Annotated in this window: 20 protein-coding genes; 9 read left to right on the top strand and 11 right to left on the bottom strand. The window is 69.0% G+C overall.

Translation table 11 applies throughout. The annotated features are described in order from the left end of the window. Positions 1 to 312 precede the first annotated feature (312 nt). Positions 313 to 1,596 (bottom strand): tyrosine--tRNA ligase, encoded by a 1,284-nt coding sequence (gene tyrS / locus NE2_RS33255; protein ID WP_063032585.1) that lies wholly within the window; start codon positions 1,594 to 1,596, stop codon positions 313 to 315. 225 nt (positions 1,597 to 1,821) lie between these two features. Here tyrS and NE2_RS33250 point away from each other — a divergent pair, with 225 nt between their 5' ends. Continuing rightward, positions 1,822 to 2,787, top strand: a complete 966-nt coding sequence (locus NE2_RS33250) for an NAD(P)H-binding protein (protein WP_228818041.1) — start codon at positions 1,822 to 1,824, stop codon at positions 2,785 to 2,787. A 102-nt stretch (positions 2,788 to 2,889) separates the two neighbouring features. Continuing rightward, complete coding sequence (locus tag NE2_RS33245; RefSeq protein ID WP_030518268.1) at positions 2,890 to 3,858, top strand: AraC family transcriptional regulator; 969 nt, start codon at positions 2,890 to 2,892, stop codon at positions 3,856 to 3,858. Positions 3,859 to 3,932: 74 nt separating this feature from the next. Here NE2_RS33245 and NE2_RS33240 read toward each other — a convergent pair whose 3' ends face one another. Both NE2_RS33240 and NE2_RS33235 read right to left on the bottom strand, forming a co-directional pair. Next, the gene (locus tag NE2_RS33240) at positions 3,933 to 4,331 is read right to left on the bottom strand and encodes a DoxX family protein (RefSeq protein WP_063032583.1); all 399 of its coding nucleotides are present in this window, start codon (positions 4,329 to 4,331) and stop codon (positions 3,933 to 3,935) included. A gap of 82 nt (positions 4,332 to 4,413) precedes the next feature. Then, complete coding sequence (locus tag NE2_RS33235; RefSeq protein WP_063032581.1) at positions 4,414 to 5,082, bottom strand: FadR/GntR family transcriptional regulator; 669 nt, start codon at positions 5,080 to 5,082, stop codon at positions 4,414 to 4,416. A 214-nt stretch (positions 5,083 to 5,296) separates the two neighbouring features. On the opposite strand from NE2_RS33235, the gene NE2_RS33230 reads away from it, so the two are divergent. Further along, a complete protein-coding gene (locus NE2_RS33230; protein WP_063032579.1) occupies positions 5,297 to 6,994 on the top strand; it encodes a 2-isopropylmalate synthase in 1,698 nt (565 codons plus the stop codon). Positions 6,995 to 6,998: 4 nt separating this feature from the next. Here the strand turns inward: NE2_RS33230 and NE2_RS33225 are convergent, their stop codons facing one another. The 4 genes from NE2_RS33225 to NE2_RS33210 all read right to left on the bottom strand — a co-directional run bounded on the left by NE2_RS33225 (position 6,999) and on the right by NE2_RS33210 (position 10,318). Further along, positions 6,999 to 7,622 (bottom strand): DNA-3-methyladenine glycosylase, encoded by a 624-nt coding sequence (locus tag NE2_RS33225; RefSeq protein WP_063016122.1) that lies wholly within the window; start codon positions 7,620 to 7,622, stop codon positions 6,999 to 7,001. Positions 7,623 to 7,687: 65 nt separating this feature from the next. Next, a complete protein-coding gene (locus tag NE2_RS33220; RefSeq protein ID WP_233429965.1) occupies positions 7,688 to 7,975 on the bottom strand; it encodes a DUF3761 domain-containing protein in 288 nt (95 codons plus the stop codon). Between the two features lie 110 nt (positions 7,976 to 8,085). Further along, a complete protein-coding gene (sigJ, locus tag NE2_RS33215; RefSeq protein ID WP_082976196.1) occupies positions 8,086 to 9,009 on the bottom strand; it encodes an RNA polymerase sigma factor SigJ in 924 nt (307 codons plus the stop codon). A 52-nt stretch (positions 9,010 to 9,061) separates the two neighbouring features. Further along, the gene (locus NE2_RS33210) at positions 9,062 to 10,318 is read right to left on the bottom strand and encodes an NAD(P)/FAD-dependent oxidoreductase (protein WP_063032577.1); all 1,257 of its coding nucleotides are present in this window, start codon (positions 10,316 to 10,318) and stop codon (positions 9,062 to 9,064) included. Between the two features lie 167 nt (positions 10,319 to 10,485). Here NE2_RS33210 and NE2_RS33205 point away from each other — a divergent pair, with 167 nt between their 5' ends. The 4 genes from NE2_RS33205 (at position 10,486) to NE2_RS33190 (ending at position 13,509) form a co-directional block, all read left to right on the top strand. Next, positions 10,486 to 11,235 (top strand): DsbA family oxidoreductase, encoded by a 750-nt coding sequence (locus NE2_RS33205; protein WP_063032575.1) that lies wholly within the window; start codon positions 10,486 to 10,488, stop codon positions 11,233 to 11,235. Between the two features lie 101 nt (positions 11,236 to 11,336). After that, entirely contained in the window at positions 11,337 to 12,068 is a 732-nt protein-coding gene (locus NE2_RS33200) for an ABC transporter ATP-binding protein (protein WP_063032573.1), read from the top strand. Beyond that, positions 12,065 to 12,850, top strand: coding sequence for an ABC transporter permease (locus NE2_RS33195; RefSeq protein ID WP_063032571.1), 786 nt, complete (start codon positions 12,065 to 12,067; stop codon positions 12,848 to 12,850). Before NE2_RS33200 ends, NE2_RS33195 begins: the two co-directional genes overlap by 4 nt. After that, positions 12,847 to 13,509 (top strand): TetR/AcrR family transcriptional regulator, encoded by a 663-nt coding sequence (locus NE2_RS33190; RefSeq protein ID WP_063032569.1) that lies wholly within the window; start codon positions 12,847 to 12,849, stop codon positions 13,507 to 13,509. The genes NE2_RS33195 and NE2_RS33190 overlap by 4 nt, the downstream gene beginning before the upstream one ends. Here the strand turns inward: NE2_RS33190 and NE2_RS33185 are convergent. From NE2_RS33185 to NE2_RS33175, 3 genes are read right to left on the bottom strand one after another with little or no spacing between them, the layout of a single operon-like run. Further along, on the bottom strand, positions 13,493 to 13,714 hold the full coding sequence (locus tag NE2_RS33185; RefSeq protein ID WP_063032567.1) for a Trm112 family protein: 222 nt from the start codon (positions 13,712 to 13,714) through the stop codon (positions 13,493 to 13,495). The two genes, NE2_RS33190 and NE2_RS33185, sit on opposite strands and share 17 nt — an antisense overlap. Positions 13,715 to 13,724: 10 nt before the next feature. Next, positions 13,725 to 14,216 (bottom strand): GtrA family protein, encoded by a 492-nt coding sequence (locus NE2_RS33180; RefSeq protein WP_084494507.1) that lies wholly within the window; start codon positions 14,214 to 14,216, stop codon positions 13,725 to 13,727. Next, the gene (locus NE2_RS33175; RefSeq protein WP_063032587.1) at positions 14,213 to 16,408 is read right to left on the bottom strand and encodes a tol-pal system YbgF family protein; all 2,196 of its coding nucleotides are present in this window, start codon (positions 16,406 to 16,408) and stop codon (positions 14,213 to 14,215) included. Before NE2_RS33175 ends, NE2_RS33180 begins: the two co-directional genes overlap by 4 nt. Before the next feature lie 424 nt (positions 16,409 to 16,832). Here NE2_RS33175 and NE2_RS33170 point away from each other — a divergent pair, with 424 nt between their 5' ends. Beyond that, complete coding sequence (locus NE2_RS33170) at positions 16,833 to 17,855, top strand: glycosyltransferase (RefSeq protein WP_081879864.1); 1,023 nt, start codon at positions 16,833 to 16,835, stop codon at positions 17,853 to 17,855. Next, positions 17,845 to 18,981: a dTDP-4-amino-4,6-dideoxygalactose transaminase gene (gene rffA, locus NE2_RS33165; protein ID WP_063032563.1), complete on the top strand. Its 1,137-nt coding sequence runs from the start codon at positions 17,845 to 17,847 to the stop codon at positions 18,979 to 18,981. Before NE2_RS33170 ends, rffA begins: the two co-directional genes overlap by 11 nt. A gap of 21 nt (positions 18,982 to 19,002) precedes the next feature. On the opposite strand, the gene NE2_RS33160 is transcribed toward rffA, so the two are convergent. Next, positions 19,003 to 20,424: AMP-binding protein (locus NE2_RS33160; protein WP_157110995.1), on the bottom strand; the 1,422-nt coding region annotated here is incomplete at its 5' end.

The following is a 20,424-nucleotide window of genomic DNA, read 5'->3' as shown; positions in this document are numbered from 1 at the left end:
GGCGCACAAACAGTCTGGCCGGTTAACCGACCTTCTTGAGAGGCAACTTTTCCAGCCTAACCACTGAAGCTCGCGAAGTCAACTCACGATCTCTGGGTCCTACTGGCTGTCAGGCGCTCCTCGTCCGACCTCGTTGTCCCGGGCCTCTCGGCTCCGGGTCGGTGTCCGTGTCGCTCTGACTTGGAATAAGTTACGTGGCGGAGAACAGAACGTCAAATCGCCACGTCGGCTCGCATGTGCGCAGGTCACCGGCCCTGCCCCGGGCCGGTGACCGACCCGAATCACACGGATGTGACTCAGGTCATGGCCAGATCAGCTCCCGGCCCGGCGGGCGCCGGCGAAGTTCTTCTTGCCGCGCCGCAAAACCAGCCAGCGTCCGTGCAGGTAGTCGGTGTCGGCGGGCATCCACTCCGGATCGGAGATGCGGACGTTGTTCACCGAGGCGCCACCGTCGGCGACCGCCCGGCGAGCTGCGCCACGACTGTCGGACAGTCCGGAGGCGACCAGCAGATCCACGATCGTCGATTCGGAGCCGGCCTCCGCCACAGTGCCCTCACCCGCGGCTTCGGCCAGCGCGGAACCGAGTGTCGCTTCGTCCAGATCGTGCAGATCGCCGCGGCCGAACAGCGCCTGGCTGGCCAGCTGCACCGCACGGGTGTGCGCCTCGCCGTGCACGAGCGTGGTCATTTCGGCGGCCAGGCGGCGCTGCGCTTCCCGGGCATGCGGACGTTCGGCGGTCGCGGTCTCGAGTTCGGCCAGTTCCTCCCGGTCGAGGAAGGTGAACCAGCGCAGGTAGCGGATCACGTCGGCGTCGCCGGTGTTCACGAAGTACTGGTACCAGGCGTACGGGCTGGTCATCTCGGGATCGAGCCAGAGACTGCCGCCGCCGGTCGACTTGCCGAATTTCTTACCGTCGGCGGAGGTGACCAGCGGGGTGGTCAGGGCGTGGACCTGTTCGCTGTCGAGGCGGCGGTTGAGTTCGACGCCGGCGATGATGTTGCCCCACTGATCTGAGCCGCCGACCTGCAGGCGGCAGCCGTGGGCGCGGCGCAGCTGCACGAAGTCGTTGGCCTGCAACAGCATGTAGCTGAATTCGGTGTAGGAGATGCCGTCGCCGTCGAGGCGGCGCTTGACGGTATCCCGCGCCAGCATCACGTTCACCGAGAAGTGCTTGCCGATATCGCGGAGGAAGTCGACGGCGCTGAGGTTGCCCGTCCAGTCCATATTGTTGGCGATGATCGCGCCGGTCGGCGAATCGTCGAAGTCGACGAAACGTTGCAGCTGGCCACGGATCCGGTCGGCCCACTCGGCGACGGTATCGGTCGAGTTCATCACGCGCTCCCCCACGTCGCGGGGGTCACCGATCAGACCGGTGGCGCCGCCGGCCAGGACGATCGGGCGGTGTCCGGCCTGCTGGAAGCGTTTGAGCGTGAGCAGCGGAACGAGATGGCCCGCGTGCAGACTCGCCGCGGTGGGGTCGAAACCCGCATACAGGGTGATGGGGCCCTTCGCCGTTTCGGCCCGCAGGGCGTCCAGATCCGTGGACTGTGCGATCAGCCCACGCCAGGTCAGTTCGTCGATGATGTCGGCGCTCACGCCCTCCCATCTTTCCGCACCGAGCCCGCTCGGCTGCGCTGGGTCGGCGATGTCCGGGCCGGGCGGGCCGTTCCGTCAGGAATGAACCGCGCCGATGCGTCGGGGGCCCGGCCGATGCTCGACGATCGTCGGCTGGGCAGTCCGCGAGCGGAGCGTGGACGCGTGCGTATGTGTGCGAGCGTCCGGGCCATGGCCGATCACCTCGGATCCGGATGTACTCGATACATGACAGAGAACACCATGATCGACAACGAAACCCCCGGCACCACAACGGTTTCCGCCGACGCCGGTACCGACCGCACGTCCACCCCGAAGACCGGCCCCGACCACACGGCCGTGGGCCCTGTCGTCGTCTTGGGTGGCGTCGGGAAGACCGGTCGGCGGGTCGTGGCGCGTCTGGCCGAGCGCGGCATCGAGGTGCGCCCGGCCTCCCGTTCGACAGCGATCCCGTTCGACTGGGAGGACCAAACGACCTGGGCGGCCGCCCTGGACGGCGCTCGATCCATCTACCTGGCCTACCAGCCGGATCTTGCCGCCCCGGGCGCCGACGAGGCGGTGAGCGCACTGACCGCGGTGGCACGGCGGGCCGGGGTGCGGCGGATGGTTCTGCTGTCCGGCCGGGGCGAGCCGGAAGCGCAGCGTTGTGAGGAGATCGCCCTGCGCAGCGGCCTGGCCACGACCGTGGTGCGGTGCAGCTGGTTCGCGCAGAATTTCAGCGAGGATTTTCTCGCCGAGGAGATCGCCGCCGGACAGGTGACACTGCCCGCCGATACTGTCGCCGAGCCGTTCGTCGACGCCGAGGACATCGCCGACGTCGCCGTCGCCGCACTCACCGAGGACGGGCATACCGGTGAGATCTACGAACTGACCGGGCCGCAGGCACTGACCTTCGCCGAGGCGGTGGCCACGATCGCCGCCGCTACCGGTCGCGCGATCGGGTATCGGCCGGTGAGCCTGGACGAATACGCCGCCGCGATGTCGGAGATGGGACTGCCTCGGGAAGTGGTCGACTCGCTGACCTATCTGTTCGGCACGGTTCTCGACGGCCGCAACACCGCCGTCACCGACGGTGTCGAGCGGGCATTGGGGCGGGCGCCGCGATCGTTCGCCGACTATGCCCGCCGGATCGCGGCCGAGGGCGGGTGGCCGGTGATCGATGGTGGCGAGCCGGCCGGTATGCCGCGCGGGTGATCGGCGATGCCGGTGATCGTGCGTGATTTCCCGGGGTTCCGTCGTCCCGCCGGTGCTGGGAAGCCGGTTGCCGCACCGGCCGCCATGCGCGATCGTCGTGGCATGGATGCCCTCGCCGACCTGCTCGACGGCCCGCGCGCTCGCGGTGCGTTCGTGATGCGCTCGCTGCTGGACCCGCCGTGGTCGCTGCGGATCCAGGACCGGGCGCCGCTCACGGTGGTGGTGGTGACCCGTGGATACGCCTATCTCGTACCGGACGGCGACGATCCGATCCGGCTCGAGGAAGGCGCGGTCGCGATTCTGCGCGGTCCGGATCCGTACACGGTGGCCGACGAACCGTCGACCCCGCCGCAGGCGATCGTTCACCCCGGGCAGACCACGACCACTCCCGACGGTGAACTGCTCTGTGAGACATGGGATCTCGGGGTTCGCAGCTGGGGGACGAATGCTGCCGGAACCACCGCGCTGCTGACCGGAACCTACGAGGTGGCCGGCACGGTCAGCGACCGTCTGCTGCGCGCACTGCCGCCGCGGGCCGTCCTCGACGGTCACGAGGTCGACGAACGTCTGCTCGGCCTGCTGGTCGACGAAGCCGGCCGCGACATCCCCGGGCAGGCATCCGTGCTCGACCGGCTGCTGGATCTGCTGACCATCGCCGCACTGCGCACCTGGTTCGCGCGGGCGGAGGCGCCGCAGTGGTACAGCGCCTACGCCGATCCCGTGGTGGGCCAGGCGTTGCGGCTGCTCGAGCACAATCCCGCCCACGATTGGACGGTCGCCGAGTTGGCGGCGACCGTCGGCGCGTCCCGGGCGGCGCTCGCGCGCCGGTTCACCGAACTCGTCGGGGATCCGCCGATCGCCTACCTCACCGAATGGCGGCTGGCGCGAGCCGCGGACCTGCTGCGCGGGACCGACGCCACCATCGAGTCGATCGCGCGGCAGGTCGGTTACGGGACGGCGTTCAGTCTGAGTGCCGCGTTCAAGCGGCGTTACGGGGTCAGCCCCGGTATGCATCGGCGCACCGAAACCCTTGCGGCGGAACCGGAACGTGACGCCGGAGCAGGCGGCTGACGAGCCTTCAGCCGACATGTCGATGGGCCCGCGCCGGGTGTTTTCCGGAGCGGGCCCATCGGGCGGGTGCGAGTTCAGTGTGCGGGGCGGCGTTCGTAGGCGATCCAGGCGAAGACCGCCATCAGGACCAGCGGGAAGATCGCGCCCGCCGGGGCGTCCATGACGAAGGCCTGGGTAGCAGCCGCGCAGACCATGGTGATCGACAGTCCGGCGGCGGCGAGCCAGGACAGGCGCGGCACCAGCAGGCCGATACCGCCCGAAATCTCCACCAGGCCGGTGAAATAGCGGAACCAGTCGCCCCAGCCGATGTCGTGGAAGATGCGGACGGCGTCGGATTGGCCGACCACCTTCGGCAGTCCCGAGGCGATGACGAAGAACAGGCCCAGCACGATCTGCAGGGTCCACAGCACGCGCGTGCGGATCTTGCCGGGACGAGTGGCGATGGACGGGGCGGAGGCGGTGATGGCGGTCATGATTCGATGTCCTTCCGGATGCTCGGTGTCGGTTCGAGCGCGCTCACCACAGAAGACGGGCCACCCCGGAAGAAATCATCGGTCAGGAGAAAGCGGATCTCAGGGCGCTCAGGTGCACCCGGCTGGCCGTGGCCGCCGTCTCGGCCGACCGATCGCGAATCGCCTCGAACAGCACCTCGTGAGCGTGATGGTCCGCGGCGGGATCGGCCATCGGCCGCATGCGCAGCATCTGCGTCATCGCGCGGTGCACGCGCGGGACGAAGGCGTCGAACAACTGCAACAGCACCTCGTTGTGCGCCGCCGCGATCACCGTGCGGTGAAAGGCGGTATCGGCGTCGACGAGATGGTCGACCGAATCGTCGGATCCGGCACGCACCGCCAGCGCCTTCCGCATGAGCCGCAGGTCGGCGGGAGTGCGCCGCTGCGCCGCCAGAGCCGCGGCTTCGGCCTCGATGGCGATGCGGGCCTCGATGACGGCGGCGATGTCGGCACGGCGCAGCACCTCGTCCCAGTCTTCGGCCACCTCCAGCGCGGTCACGAAAACGCCTGCCCCCTGGCGGCTTTCGAGCACGCCCTGACCGGACAGTTCCCGGATCGCCTCGCGCAGCGTGGAGCGTCCCACGCCCAGCTGGGCCGCGAGGGTCGTCTCGCCCGGCAGTTTGTGTCCGAGTGGCCATTCACCCGAGCGGATCCGGTCGAGCAGGAGCTGAGCGGCCTGGGCCGCCAGCGGTTGCCTCTGCACGGTCGCCATCGGCCCTCACCTCTCTACTTGTCTGAGGAGTTGTCACTCGCTATGGTAGCCGACATGGGACAGGGACTGCTTCTCCTCGGCCGCCGCGGCGGGGTCTGAACGACCGGCACCCTGCCCGCGGGTTGCTGGGCTGCGCCGGTCGACACCTCCGACGCAGAAGGCCGATCCCGTGCCCGACCACACTCCCCGCTGGAATCGCCAGCGCCCCTCCGCCATGCCCTCGCATCGCTATCACGATGTGTATCACCGAGTTTCGGTGCCGCTGACCGAGCGCGACTGGCCCTCGAAACGCCTCGAATCCGCCCCGCTGTGGGTGCCGGTCGACCTGCGCGACGGCAATCAGGCCCTCGCCGAACCGATGGATCCGGTGCGGAAGCGCCGATTCTTCGAGATGCTGGTCGCGATCGGCTACAAGGAGATCGAGGTCGGCTACCCGAGTGCCTCGCAGACCGATTTCGACTTCGTCCGCCTGATCCGCGACGCCGAGCTCGCGCCCGCCGACGTCACCTTGGTCGTCTTCACCCCGGCCCGTGCCGATCTCATCGCGCGGACGTTGGAGTCCGTGGAAGGGATCACCAACGACGTGGTGATCCACATGTACACCGCGACCGCGCCGCTGTGGCGCGATGTCGTGCTCGGACGGTCCCGGGCCGAGGTGGCGGAGATGATCCTCGCGGGCGGCCGCGAGATCGCGCGGCCGGCCGGCGACCGGCCGAATCTGCGATTCCAGTTCTCCCCCGAGGTTTTCATGCTCACCGAACCGGATTTCGTGCTGGAGGTGTGCGATGCGATGACGCAGTTGTGGGACGCGAGCCCGCAGCGCCCGGTGGTGCTGAATCTGCCGGCGACGGTCGAGGTGGCCACGCCCAATGTCTACGCCGACCAGATCGAATACATGGATCGCAATCTGAGCCGCCGCGACGGTGTGATCCTGTCGGTGCATCCGCACAACGACCGCGGCACCGGCATCGCCTGCGCGGAATTGGCGATGCTGGCCGGAGCCCAGCGCGTGGAGGGCTGCGTCTTCGGCAACGGTGAGCGCACCGGAAACGTCGACATCGCGACGCTGGCCTTGAATCTGCACGCCCAGGGTGTGGACCCGATGATCGATTTCTCCGATATCGACGGCATTCGCCGCACCGTCGAGTACTGCACGCGGATGCCGATCCCGGAGCGACACCCCTACGTCGGCGATCTGGTCTATACCGCGTTCTCCGGGACGCACCAGGATGCGATCAAGAAGGGGTTCGCCGACCATCGCCGGCGGGCCGAGCTGGCCGGGGTGCCGGAATCCGAGATCGACTGGCAGGTGCCGTATCTGCCCATCGACCCAGCGGATGTCGGACGCAGCTACGAGGCCGTGATCCGGGTGAATTCACAGTCCGGAAAGGGCGGTATCGCGTATCTGCTGCAGACCGGATACGGACTGGAGCTGCCGCGACGGTTGCAGATCGACTTCGCGCGGCACGTGCAACGCCATACCGACGACACCGGCGCCGAGGTGAGTGCGCGCTGGTTGTGGGAGCTGCTGCAGCAGGTGTACGGCCCGACCGGCGACGGTATCGACTGTGCCGGAGGCCGGATCCACTGGCGATTCGGCGAATCCGGCGACGTCGTGATCACCGCGCCGAATGCCGGGGCCGAGGTCGAGACGACCTGCACGGCCGCCGATGCCGCGAATCGGCTCACGGAAATAGTTGCCACACACGGCATCTCGGTCGAATCGCTGCAGTCTACCCACCATTGGCTGCCCGCCGGCGCTGGTGCGGAATACGTGGTCTACGGCGAGTTCCGGGTCGGCGGTGACATTCGATGGACGCTCGGCATCGCCGATACGGTCGCGGCGGCCGAATTGGCGGCGACGATCGCGGCCGCGCAGCGCGGGCGGATCCGCGCCGAGATGACGAGCTGACCGCTCAGGCCGACCGCCCGACCTCCGGGGCGCGCGGACTGCGGCGGTAGGCCGAGACCGCCGGGGAGTCACGCAACCACAGCCGCCACGGGCGGTCGGCGGCCAGGCTCACGCCGACGCGGGGGCCCACCCCGATCGCGGCGGAGTCGGTGATCTCGGGGCCCAATTCCAATCTGATCGGCGCCGCGGGGTCGAACAGGGCGGTGCCGTAGTCGGAGAGCGTAATTCCCAGGGCGCTGCCGAAGTTGCCGGGCCCGCGCGCCAGATCGGTATCGGCGCGGGCCGCGGGGCGCCGGGAGCGCGCGACCTCGTGGCCCTCGATCACCTCGCCGGCCCGCAGCAGCACGGCACTGGCGACGCCGTCGGGGCCGCTGGTGACGTTCACGCAGGTGTGCATGCCGTAACTGAAGTAGACGTAGAGCACGCCGGGCGGACCGAACATCACCGCGTTGCGTGGGGTGCGCCCGCGGCCGGAGTGGGCCGCCGGATCGTGCCACGGTCCGGCCGGGTCGCCGCCGTACGCCTCGACCTCGACGATGCGCACGGCGACCGGGCCGGACCGCATCGTCGCGCCCAGTACGCGGCGAGCGGCGGCCAGCGGTTCCACGGCGAGTTCCTCGGCAGACACGGGTTCTCATTCTTACTCGAGCACCCGTGGTGACCGACGCCACGCCCGCCGTGGACCGGGCTCGGTCAGAGCCAGCGCTCGACACCGCCGTGATGGGAGCAGGTTCCGCTGCGGTGGCGACTGTAGCTGTAGGTGCCGTCGCCGCACTGCGCGGTCGCGCCGTCGGGATCCGAGCCGGGACGCGGGACGCAGGCGTGGTCGACGTTCTCGTAATCGCCTGCGGGGCAGGGGATGAAGGCTGGTGCGGCGGTCGCGGTCGCTGTGGGCGCGAAGACGGCGGCAAAGCCGAGACCGGCGGCAAGCAGCCAGCCGGTCAGGGTGGTGCGGCGGGTGCGGCTCGCTACGCTGTGCACTTGTGAAACTCCTACCATTCTAATTTCGGCCGGAACTGTCCCGGCGGATGACAAAAATAGCGCATCCCGTAGCCGCACAGGACATTTCGGGCGAATCAGTGGTACCGGCTCTACTGCGGCGGGCGCAGCCCGGCGAGTTTGTCGGGGTTCACCTGAAAGCGCAGGTTCTGCACCCGACCGTCGAGGATGTCGAAGGTGAGCGCGCCGACCGGGAATCCACCGATCTCGCCGACCACGCTCAGTTCGCCGTTCAGCACCGCGGCCCGCATTCGGATTCCGGTCAGGATGGGTTTGGCCAGCACACCGAGCAGCCAGCGGGCGACGTGGTCGGGGCCGTGCAACGGGCGGCGGGCCGCGGTGACCTTGCCCCCGCCGTCGTTCCAGAGGGTGACGTCGGGGGCCAGCAGCTGCATCAGCGCGTTGACGTCGCCGCCGTTGGCGGCCGCCAGGAACCGCTCGGTGATCTCCTGCCGCGCAACGGGATCGGTGTCGTAGCGGGGCCGGCGCGCCTGCACATGATTGCGGGCGCGATGCGAGATCTGCCGGACGGTCGGCTCGGGGCGATCGAGAAAACCGGCGATTTCGGCGGGTGAGAATCCGAAGACGTCGCGCAGCACGAACACCGCCCGTTCGACCGGGCCCAGTGTCTCCAGCACGACCAGCATGGCCGTGGACACCGTGTCGACGATTTCGACGCGCTCGGTGGCATCGGGTTCGCTGAGCAGCGGTTCGGGCAGCCACGGGCCGACATAGGTTTCGCGTACCGCGCGGGCGCTGGTGAGCCGGTTCAACGACAGGTTGGTCACCGTCCGCACCAGGTAGGCCTTGGGGTGGCGGACCCGCTCCCGGTCGACCTCGTGCCATTTCAGCCAGGCGTCCTGCAGCACGTCCTCGGCGTCGGCCACACTGCCGAGCAGTTGATACGCGGTGGCGAACAACAGCCGGCGATGCGTGTCGAACGCATCGCCGGGGTCCGCCGGTGGGTCCGCGGGCCGCGCGGTCACCGCACCGGCGTCCTCGGCGTCACCGTCCATGCGCTCATCCTCTCCCGATCGATCGAGGGCCCGCAATATCGGGGCAGGTCCCTCACGCCGCGATCCGGCCGGCCGCGCGCGTCGCGCGTCCCCCTCGCGACAGCGTCACCGACACATTGGCGCGACGGCTCAAGCGGAATGTGGGGACTGGGCTGCTGCTCACGAACTCCTTGTAGCGCACCGCGGCGCGGCCCTTCAGGTAGGCGCGGCGGGGGCTGTCGTCGGCGTGCGTGAATCCGATGACCGCATCGCGGCGGCCGAGGCTGACCGGCTGATGGAAGTATCCGAACCGGAACGGCCGCACCGACTTTCCGCGCAGCCGCCGCGCGATGGCGTCCGCGGCGTAGGCCGCGGTCGGCATACCGCTCTGACAGGTGCCGTGCATACGCCCCCACGGCTGGGTGATGGCGGCGGCATCGCCGATGGCGTAGATGTCCGGATGCGAGATCGACCGCAATGTCGGGTCGGTGACGACGGCCCCCGCCGCATCCGTGGTGATGCCGGCCGCGGCGGCCAGGGCGGCTACGCGCACTCCCGCGGTCCACAGCGTCAGCCCGGCGGGCACCATCACGCCGCTGTCCAGGCGCACCGCGTCGGGTAGCACCTTCGTGACGCGAGTTCCGCTGCGGCGCACGATGTTCAGGCGGTCCAGGGCACGCTCGACGTAGGCGCGCGGGCGCTCGCCCAGCATGGCGGCGGGTTCACCGGTGCTGATCAGGGTGACGGTGAGGCCGGGGTGGGATTCGGCGATCTCGGTGGCGGCTTCGACGCCGGTGAGACCACCGCCGCAAACCGCGACCGCTCCCCCGCCGGCCTCGAGTTCGGCGAGACGCTGCGACATCCGATGCGCCGTGCGCGGATCGTCGAGGGTCCACGCGTGCTCGGCCACACCAGGCACGGTGGTGGTGTCGGCGCGGCTGCCGAGGGCGTAGACCAAGGTGTCGTAGCCGAGTTCGTAGCCGTCGTCGCAGATCACGCGATGGGCGACCGGGTCGATCGCGGTGGCGGCGGCGCGGCGGAAGGCCACACCGGTTCCGGCCAGCAGGTCCGGGATCCGGTAATCGGCGAGTTCGGCGCCGGCCGCGACCTGATGCATACGCAGCCGTTCGGTGAACCGGTCCGACGGGTTGACCAGCGTGATGTGCACTGCCTGCTTGCGAGTACGACGAGCGAGCCGGATCGCCGCCAGCATTCCGGTGTAACCGGCGCCGAGGACGACGATCTCGTGCGGACGCCCGGCGTCCGACTCGAACCGAGTCTCGTGGTTGCTGCGCTGGGTCTTCCGATCACTGCGCTGGGTGTCGCTCATGGTCCTGTCCTTTCGCGGCGGGTCGACTGTGCGATTCGGTGATGGGACAAGTCGGCCGCGGCTTTCGTGACACACCCCGATGTGATGCCGATCACATCGTCGGGAACAGGCCGGATACCCGCCCGGTTGAGATGTCAGGACTTCCGGAAGACGCGAATGAGGTGACCATGGCCGTGCAGGTCGAGATTTGGACCGATATCAACTGCCCGTTCTGCTACCTGGGCAAGCGGCGCTTCGAGCAGGCACTGGCCGGCTTCGACCACCGTGACCAGGTGCGGGTCGTGCATCGATCCTTCGAGCTGGATCCGACACTGCCGGCCGGACACAGCGGCCCCGTGGTCGCCCATATCGCCGAGAAGTACGGCATCAGTGAGGCTCAGGCCGCCGCCAACGAACGCGGCATCGCGGCCCAGGCGCAGGCCGTCGGCCTGCCCTATCGCACCGAGGGACGCGACTTCGGCAACAGCTTCGACATGCATCGGCTGCTGCACTTCGCACTGGAGCGCGGGCGGCAGGAGGAACTGCTCGACGCGCTGTACGAGGGCAATTTCGCCGACGAGCGGCCGGTATTCGGGGACCGGGAACGGTTGATCGAACTGGCCTCGCGAGCCGGGCTGGACGCGGCCGAGGTGCGCGCGACCCTCGACGACCCGCAGGCCTACGCCGAGGCGGTGCGCGCCGATGAACAGACCGCCGCCGAACTCGGTGCGACCGGCGTGCCGTTCTTCGTCTTCGACCGCACCTACGGCGTATCGGGAGCGCAGCCGCCGGAGGTGTTCGCGCAGGCCCTGGAGCGGGCATGGGCAGATCAGGCCCCCGCGCTGCAGGTGCTCGGCGACGGCGAGACCTGCGGTCCGGACGGCTGCGTGGTCGAGCCGGGCGAGACCGCCGCAGCGCCACCGCGCGATCACCACTGATCCCTCTTGCGTCGCGACCGGACCGCGGGCAGAATTCAACACACAATGAATTCAACGCTCGGTGAATAATCTCGCCGGTCGTGTGACGTGAGAGGTGGACCGTGGCGAACCCCGATTCGTCCCCGGCGATCACCGTTGAGCACCTGCGGGTGCGTCGCGGGGGACATGAAGTGCTGCACGATATTTCGCTGACCGTTCCGGCGGGCAGCATCACCGGCCTGCTCGGGCCCTCCGGCTGCGGTAAGACCACCTTGATGCGCAGCATCGTCGGCACCCAGCTGATCGAGGCCGGCAGTGTGCGGGTGCTCGGCGAGGAGGCCGGCACCCGCGGACTGCGTGCGCGCGTCGGCTACGTCACCCAGGCGCCGAGTATCTACGACGATCTCAGCGTGCTGGACAACGTCTCCTACTTCGCCGCGCTGTACGGCCGCGACTCCGAAGCGGTGCACGCGGCGATCGAACAGGTCGGCCTGAGCCCGCATATCCGGCATCGGGGCAATCAACTCTCCGGCGGGCAACGCACCCGGGCATCGCTGGCGTGTGCGCTGGTCGCCGATCCGGAACTGCTGGTCCTCGACGAGCCGACGGTCGGACTGGATCCGGTGCTGCGGGTCGAGTTGTGGAAGCAGTTCCACGAACTCGCCGCTCAGGGCCGCACACTCGTGGTGTCGAGTCATGTCATGGACGAGGCCGAGCATTGCGACCAGCTACTGCTCATGCGCGACGGCCATCTCCTGGCCCAGCTCACTCCCGACCAACTGCGCGCCGACACCGGCGAAACCAGTTTGGAGAACGCATTTCTCGCCCTCATCACGATGGGACAGCCGCGATGACAACGACATTCGCCCCGCCGTCACGCCCGCCGCTGCGCTGCTACACCGCGACCTCGGCGCGCATCCTGCGTCAGTTGCGCGCGGACCGGCGCACCGTCGCCATGCTGCTGCTGGTGCCGACGCTACTCATGGCACTGCTGTATTTCGTCTATCACGAGACGCCGACGATGCCGGGAGCGCCGTCGCTGTTCGACCGCGTCGGCATCAGCATGCTGGGCATCCTGCCTTTCATCGTGATGTTCCTGATCACCGCGATCGCCATGCAGCGCGAGCGGACCTCGGGCACGTTGGAGCGGCTGATGACCACACCGCTGTCGAAGCTGGATCTGCTGGGCGGATACGGCACGGCGTTCTCCATCGCCGCGGCGGCGCAGGCGGGCCTGGCGTGTCTGGTCTCCTTCTGGTTGCTCGGATTGCATGCCGCGGGCAGCGCATGGCTCGTGCTGCTGATCGCCGTGGTCGACGCGGTGCTGGGCGTGGCACTGGGACTGTTGGCGAGCGCCTTCGCGCGCACCGAATTTCAGGCCGTGCAGTTCATGCCGCTGGTGGTGGGCCCGCAGTTCTTCCTCTGCGGGCTGCTGGTGCCGCGCGATCAGCTGCCGCGCTGGCTGGAGATCATCAGCGATGTGCTGCCGCTGAGCTATGCGGTCGACGCGCTGCAGGAGGTCTCCCGGCATCCGGGCGCGACCGCCGCGATGTGGCGCGATCTCGGCATCGTCGCCGCATTCGCCGCTGTCGCACTGACTTTGGGCGCCGCCACCCTACGCAGGCGAACAGCATGAGCGATGTGACCGAGGGTGTGGGCGCCCGCAGTGGGCGGCGGGCCGGTGAATCGGGTACCCGGGAAACGATTCTGGACGCGGCACGCACCCGTTTCGCCGAGGTCGGATTCGACAAGGCGTCGATCCGCTCGATCGCGGGCGCGGCGGGGGTCGATCCCGCACTGGTGCATCACTACTTCGGCACCAAACAGCAATTGTTCACCGCCGCACTGAATCTGCCGATCGATCCGGAGTTGATCCGCGCGCCGATCCGGGCCGCCGAACCCGACCGGCTCGGCGAGACCGTGGTCCGGACCGTGGTCGGCGCGTGGGATTCCTCGGTCGGCGTGCACGCGGTCGCGGCCTTTCGCGGCATCCTTGCCGGCGGCGATGCCGCGCTCGCCCGCAGCTTCCTGCTGGAGGTCGCGCTGAAAGATGTTCGGGAGAAGGTGGATTCGCCACCGGGCAGCGGGACCACGCGAGTGGTGCTGGCCGTGTCGCAGATGATCGGCCTGCTGGTTGCGCGCAAGATTCTGCAGGTCGAACCCGTGGCGTCGATGCCGCTGGACGAACTGGCCGCGGCGGTCGGGCCGACCATCCAGCGCTATCTGACGGGCGATCTGCCCGTCGCCGGCGGCTGGGCGGACTTACCGCCGTCCGGGATCAGCCCTGGGCAATGAAGGCCTCGTGCTCGGCGTCGCCGACCGCACGGGCCTCGTCCACGAGCAGCACCGGAATGCCGTTGTCGACCGGGTAGGCGCGACGCAGGCGCGGGTTGTAGAGCACGCTGTTGCCCTCCGCGTCGCGCACCAGCGACAACGGCCCCTTGTCCTCCGGACAGGCCAGCAGGCTCAACAACGTCGGGTCCAGGGTTTGCTCCGCCATATCCGACAACCTACCCGCCCGTCGAATCCGCGGGCCGGGCCGCCCGCCGGAACGAGATGTGCCGATGCCCGAAGAAGCTGAGCACCGCCACCGCGCCCATCACGACCACCGTGGCGGGGGTCTCCGGCAGGTCGAACACCCCGACCGCGAGCTGCACGCCCGCCATGTTCAAGATCAGCCCGCCCGAGTTGACCGCGACGAATCGCAGGAAGTCGGCGATCAGGTGACCGCGCACTCGAAAGACCAGGGTGCGATGGGCGAAGAAGGCGAACACGATGCTGATCGCGTAGGCCAGTGCCACCGCCACCGCGGGCGGCCAGCCGCCGGGCAGCACCTTCAGCCACATCACCGTCAGCACCATGCCCAACAGCGTGTTGGCCGCCCCGACCGCGGCGAACGCGATCTCCTGGCGGCGAATCAGTCGCAGCAGCAGACCCGGGGGCGGGGCGTCCGGCTCCCCCGCCGCCCGCGCCGCGGCCGTTCCGTCCGCGCCGACGCTCACGAAACCACTTCCGCTGCTTCCTGTTTCACCGGATCGCCGGATTCGCTCGCGCGCCGGCGGGAACGCAGGTACAGCCACTGCATCACCGCCAGCAGCACCAGGCCGCCGACCGCGCTGGCGACACCGATGCGCCAGCCCGGCGGCTCCCAGGAGACCTCCAGCGTGGCGTCCCGGGTGCCGGCCGGGATATCCATGGCGATGATCGATTTCGCGATCTCGCGGATCGGAAGTTCATGGCCGTCGAGAGTGGCGCGATAACCGGGCCAGTTCAGCCGCGCGAGTACCACGCGACCGCCGTCGGCCGAGCTCACGCGCACCCGGCTGGTGCGGTCCGATTCCGACAGTGAGGTCGCCTGTACGTCGTGCGCGTCGGAGATGCGGCCGTTCGTCGTCGAGACCGGACCCTGCTCCCGCTCGAGCACCCAGATGTAGCGTTCGTGGCCCGGATAGCCGACCCACTTCCAGCCGGGCGGCGCGGGCTGGTTCCCGAGGTCGGGGAACATCGCCCGCTGCAGGACGACCCGGTCGAGTTTCATCAGGTCCACCGGGGCGCGACCGGTGATCGGCTCGGGGGTGAACAGCCGCCGGAACGAGTCCGGACAGACGCTGGAATCCCAGCGCATGCACAGCATTTCACCGAACCAGTAGTGCCCGTTGGGTGTGTAGCCGTTGACGTAGTTGCGATGCACGTCCTTGGCGAAGTTGCCGAACACCAGCGATCCGTAGGCGCCCTGCAGACTCTTGTCCGCCGGCTGTAGCAGGCCGCGGTCGCCGAGCTGAATGGTGACACCGTCGAAGGCCGGGAACGCCGCCTCCGCCTCGGAGCGGTGCACGGGCAGATTCCAGCCCATCGGCGTCGGCTGGACCAGACTCACCTGCAGATAGGCGATCGGGAGCATGGCGACGGCGGTCGCCAGCGCGGCCGCCCCACTTCCGCGCCGCGCCCACAGCCACACCACGCCGGCGCCCAGTGCCGCGACCGCGAGCGCGGAGAGCACATGCCACCAGATGTGGTGCGGGTCGGCGGAAAACGTTCGCACCCAGAGCAATCCGATCAGCACCGCCGCCGCCACCGCGCGCGGGCGCCAGTCCCGCACCGTGCCGAATCTGCCCAGCAGCACGCAGACCAGGATCAGCAGGCCGACCGCCACCATCGGCAGCACCCGCGCCGGCCAGCGCAGCGGGCCGACCGTTCCGGGTCCAGCCGTCCACATCAGGAACATGATCGCGAACAGCGCCACCGAGATCAGTTCCCGCCAGACCCGGCGCGCGCGATTCCAGTCGACGAATGCCAGCGCCGGAATGAGGAACCACGCGATATAGGTGACCGGCAGCGGCTGCACATACCCCCACCAGGAGGTGAACGCCGGCATCGCCGAGGGCAGGCTGGCATTCAGCGATTCCGACCACGGCACCGTGAGGAAACGGTCGTTGTTGATCTGCGAGTTGCCGCGCCAGCTCACCGTCGCGGACAGCATGCTCGGCAGATACGTCATCAAACCGGCCATACCGGCCGCGCCCGCGACCACGGCCACCCGCAGCACCGGGCGCCAGGCGCGTTGGACGACGAGTTCTCCCACCGCCACGGCCACCAGCATCAGCGCCGCCTCGACGGCCGGAAAGACGTATTCGACCGAAATCGCCAGATACAGGTAGACGAACAACGGAATCGGCCCGTAACCGCGGGTGCCGCCGTAGCGCGACCGATCGCCTGCCGGGCCGCGGGCGTAGCGGACGGCACTGGCCCAGGCGTGCAGCATCCACGCGGTGCCGGTCAGCGAGGTGACCCAGCTGGCCTCGTCGAAGAACAGGAACCAGCCCGAGAGCGGAAAGGCGATGCCCGCCACGGCGGCCCAGGACGCGCGACTGCCGTAGACCAGGCAGACCCGGTACACGCCGAGTGCGGCGATGATCGAGAAGATCAGTTTGACGACCGTCGCCAGCAGCGCGAGGTTGTCCACCGACGGTGCGATCAGATCGATCAGCAGTTGCGGCGGGTTGAACAGGCCCGCCTCTTCCATGGTGTAGTTCCCGGTCATCCACTGCTCGGGCACCATCAGCGGCAGATGGCCCTCGCGCAGGTGCCGGCCGAGCATCACCCACAGCGGGGTGTATTGGGATTCGGTGTCGTCGGTGTAGAAATGCCGCGCGTTGGCGAGCAGCACCGCGACATATCCGGCAATGACCCCGATCGCGGTGACCGCTCCCCATCGGAATACGGTCCGCCGCGGATGCCCCGCGGCGCTCGACTCGGGCCGGGGAGCGGCGGGCCGCCCATTCTCGACGGCGACATCGCGCCGATCCTTCCCGGGCTCCGCGAGCGCCGTCGTCGACACTGCACTTTCCACCACGATTGACAGACCCTACCCGCCCGCGCGCTCGCGGGCATCGCCCCCGGAACCGCCGCCCTTCTCGCGGAGCCGAAGCCGGTGACCAGCAGCGTGTTAGAGTTCACCCCGATTCGGGCTCTGGATACAGGCGAGGAGTTCCGGTGCGCACCGTCATCGAAAGTCGAACCAGCTGATGCCGATTCCGTCCGCAACCGCACATCCCCCTGCCGCCGGGCAGGCTTCGACACCGGATGTTCATCCGCCGGTCACCGGCGGCGGCGAGCGAGTGCATGCGGTCTCGGTGGTGATCCCGGTGTATCGCGGCGAGCAGACCATCGCCGGACTGGTCGCCGAACTGCACGGATTGGCGGAGTCCTCGCGCACACCGGACGGCAACAGTTTCGCGGTCGAGGAGATCGTGCTGGTCCACGATCACGGCCCCGACCGCTCCGACGTCGTGCTGCAGCGGCTCGCCGCCGAGTACCCGCAGGTGCGGGTGATCTGGCTGAGCCGCAACTTCGGCCAGGACGCGGCCACCATCGCCGGTATGGCCGCCGCGCGCGGCGAATGGATCGTCACGATGGACGAGGACGGCCAACACGATCCGGGATTCATCGGCGCCTTCCTCGACACCGCGCTCGCGCAGCGCGCGGATCTGGTCTATTCGAAGCCGACCAACACCCGCCCGCACGGCGTGCTGCGCAACCTCACCTCACGCGGCGCCAAGGTGGTGCTGGCGACGGTCTTCGCTTTCCCCGATTCCACCCGCTTCGAAAGCTACCGGCTGATCCGCGGCGATATCGGCCGTCAGCTCGCCGAGGTCGCCTCCAACGGGGTGTATCTGGATGTGGCGCTGACCTGGGTGGTGGACAACACCGCGCAGGCGCCGGTGGTCCTGCGCGCGGAGGGCCGCGAAGAGTCCGGTTACAACTACCGCCGGCTGTTCTCGCTGTTCTGGAAGATGGTGCTGTGCAGCGGAACCCGCGGCCTGCGCCTGGTGAGCCTGCTGGGCGTGACCCTGGCCGCCGGTGGTGCGGTGATGGCCGCCGTGGTGATCTGGAATGCCCTGTTCGGCAACGGTCACGACCCCGAGGGCTGGGCCTCGATCATCGTGGTGCTGCTGCTGGTGTCGGGCGCGATCCTGTTCTCGCTCGGCCTGATCGCGGAGTATCTGGGTGTGGCGTTGCACGTGCTGGTGGGCAAACCGCTGTATCTGACGGTAGATTCCCCGACACCGCGTCCGCATGCCGAGGCGCGGGTTCCGACCACGGCCGCAGCAATCGGGGGACACAATCCGGGTGAGCACTGACCGCATCCTCTTCAGCCGTCCCTACCGCGCCCAGGCCGAGCTGACGAATCTGGCCGCCGTCCTGGCCTCCGACCACAGTCACGGCGACGGGCCGTTCACCGCGGCGGCGACGGCGAAATTGCGCGCCATCACCGGCGCCCCGCACACCCTGCTGACCACCTCGTGCACCCATGCGCTGGAGATGGCCGGGCTGCTGCTCGAACTGGGGCCCGACGACGAGGTGATCGTGCCCAGTTTCGCCTTCACCTCCACCGCCACGGCGGTCGCGATGCGCGGGGCCACCTGCGTCTTCGCCGATATCGACGAGCGCGGCAACCTCGATCCGGAGTCGGTGGCCGCGGCGGTCACCGAACGCACCAAGGCGATCGTGGTCATCCACTACGGCGGAGTGGGCGCCGATATGGACCGGCTGCTCGAGATTTCCGAAGCCCACGGCCTGGCCATCGTCGAGGACACCGCGCACGGCCTCGGCGGGCGGTGGCGCGGACGGCCGCTGGGCACGATCGGCACCGTGGGCGCGCTCAGCTTCCACGACACCAAGAACGTGCACTGCGGTGAGGGCGGGGCCATCCTGCTCACCGACGAGATCCTGATGGGGCGCGCCGAGATCATCCGCGAGAAGGGCACCGACCGGGCCCGGTTCCTGCGTGGGGCGGTCGACAAGTACTCCTGGCAGGACATCGGATCGAGTTATCTTCCCAGTGAGTTGAATGCCGCGGTGCTCGATGCGCAACTGGCCGAATTCGACCGGATCCAGGCTGGGCGGATGCGGGTGTGGAACGCCTACGCCGCCGCACTGCCGCAGTGGGCAGCGCGCAACGACGTGCGGCTGATGCAGGTACCGGACGATCGCGAGCACACCGCGCATCTGTACTACCTGCGCACCCCCACCGAGGACACCCGCGACGCGTTGATCGGATACCTTCGCGAACAAGGCATTTCGGCCCCGTTCCACTACGTGCCGCTGCATTCGAGCCCGGCCGGGCAGAAACTCGGCCGCACCACGGTTCCTTGTCCGCGCACCGACGAGTTCTCGGCGACTCTGCTGCGCCTGCCGCTGTGGCCGGATCTGAGCGATCAGCAGGTCGCGCGCGTCATCGAGACGGTCACCGCGTTCACGGTGTGAGCGCGGGAGACCTCGTGGCACCTATCCCAGCAGTGCGGCCGCGACCTCCGGGGTGAGCACTTCGTAGCTCTCCGATTCCCGGTTGTAGTACCAGGTGTTCTCGTTCGGTTCCAGCCGAAGGGCCGATCGCACCGCGTGGGTGGCGGGACGGAAGCTCGAGCTGCGCGGAATTTCGTCGACCACCTGCACGATGTCGGGACGCTGGGCGGGGTCGAGGGGGCGCAGGCCCTCGGTGACGTCGGCGGGTTCGAGACGGTGGCCCGCGCGCACGCTCACCACGGCGACCGCGAGTGTGGTGCTCGGGGTGCGGCGGCCGAAGGCGACCTCCATATCGACGGCCGTGATGTCGTTGAGCGCGTCCACGATCGGCTGGGAGTAGACCGGCCCGCGGGCGGTCGCGATGACGGTGTCGCGGCGGTCCATCAGCCAGTAGTCGCCGTCGCCGTCGCGGCGGAACAGATTTTCCGTCGGCATCCAGGCATCACCGGCGGTGAAGACCCCGCGCAGGCCGCCGCGGGAGATGTCGACGGTGTCGGCGGCCCGCCCGATCAGCAGGCCCACCTCGTTGTCGGCGGCACGGCGCGCGAAACCTCGGGTGTCGGTGACGATCTGTTCGGCGATCGGATCGTAGGAGATCAGTTCCACCTTCGCCGTGCCCGGCACCGGCCGGCCCTTGCAGCCGATCTTCACGCCCGCCACATTGGCGAGCACGACGTCACCCTCGATGGAGGCGTAGAACTCCAGCACCCGCGCGGGCGCGAACCGCTCCGTGGTGCGCCGCCACAGACCGGCCGGCATGCCGGAGCCGATGAACAGCCGGATCGGATGCGAATGGCCGGCGGGGAAGGTCTCCACGTCGAGAATGTCGCGCAGCATGGTCCAGGTGTAGGTGACCACGGTGACCCCGTAGCGGTGCACCTCCGCGGCGAAGCTGGGCGGATCCAGCGATCGGGCCAGCGCGATCCGGCTGCCACCGGCCACCGCACCGCCCAGACTCACCAGCAGGCCCGACGAATGATGCAGCGGCGCAAGGCAATACACCGTATCCCGACGGTCCAGGTCGGCCGCCGACGCGGTGCCGAAGGCCGACAGCGCCCACCGGTGGTTGGTGATGTACTTCAGGTCGAGTTTGTCGCCGGTACCGGTGACCAGGATGAACGCCAGCTCGCGCGCCAATCCGGGATCGGGCCGGAACCAGCCCGGCAGGTCTACCGCCGCCGGGTCGACCTGCTCCAGGTCGACGACATCCGCGCCGTCCGGGATGTCGAGCGTGCGGGCATTGCCGCCGCCGAGAACCAGGACCCGGGTTCCGGCGGCGGCCGCGGCCCGCAGGTTCTCCGGATCGGCCACGATCACCGTGGTCCCGGTCGATTCGACCGCCCGCGCGGTCTCGCCGCCGGGCGCCAGTAGCACCGCCACCGCCCCGATCCGCGAGAGTGCCGC

The sequence above is a fragment of the Nocardia elegans NBRC 108235 genome, from assembly GCF_001612845.1.
Classification (GTDB): Bacteria; Actinomycetota; Actinomycetes; order Mycobacteriales; family Mycobacteriaceae; genus Nocardia; species Nocardia nova.
The sequence above is the reverse complement of the archived record's forward strand: the minus strand, read 5'-3'. Positions and strand labels throughout refer to the sequence as shown.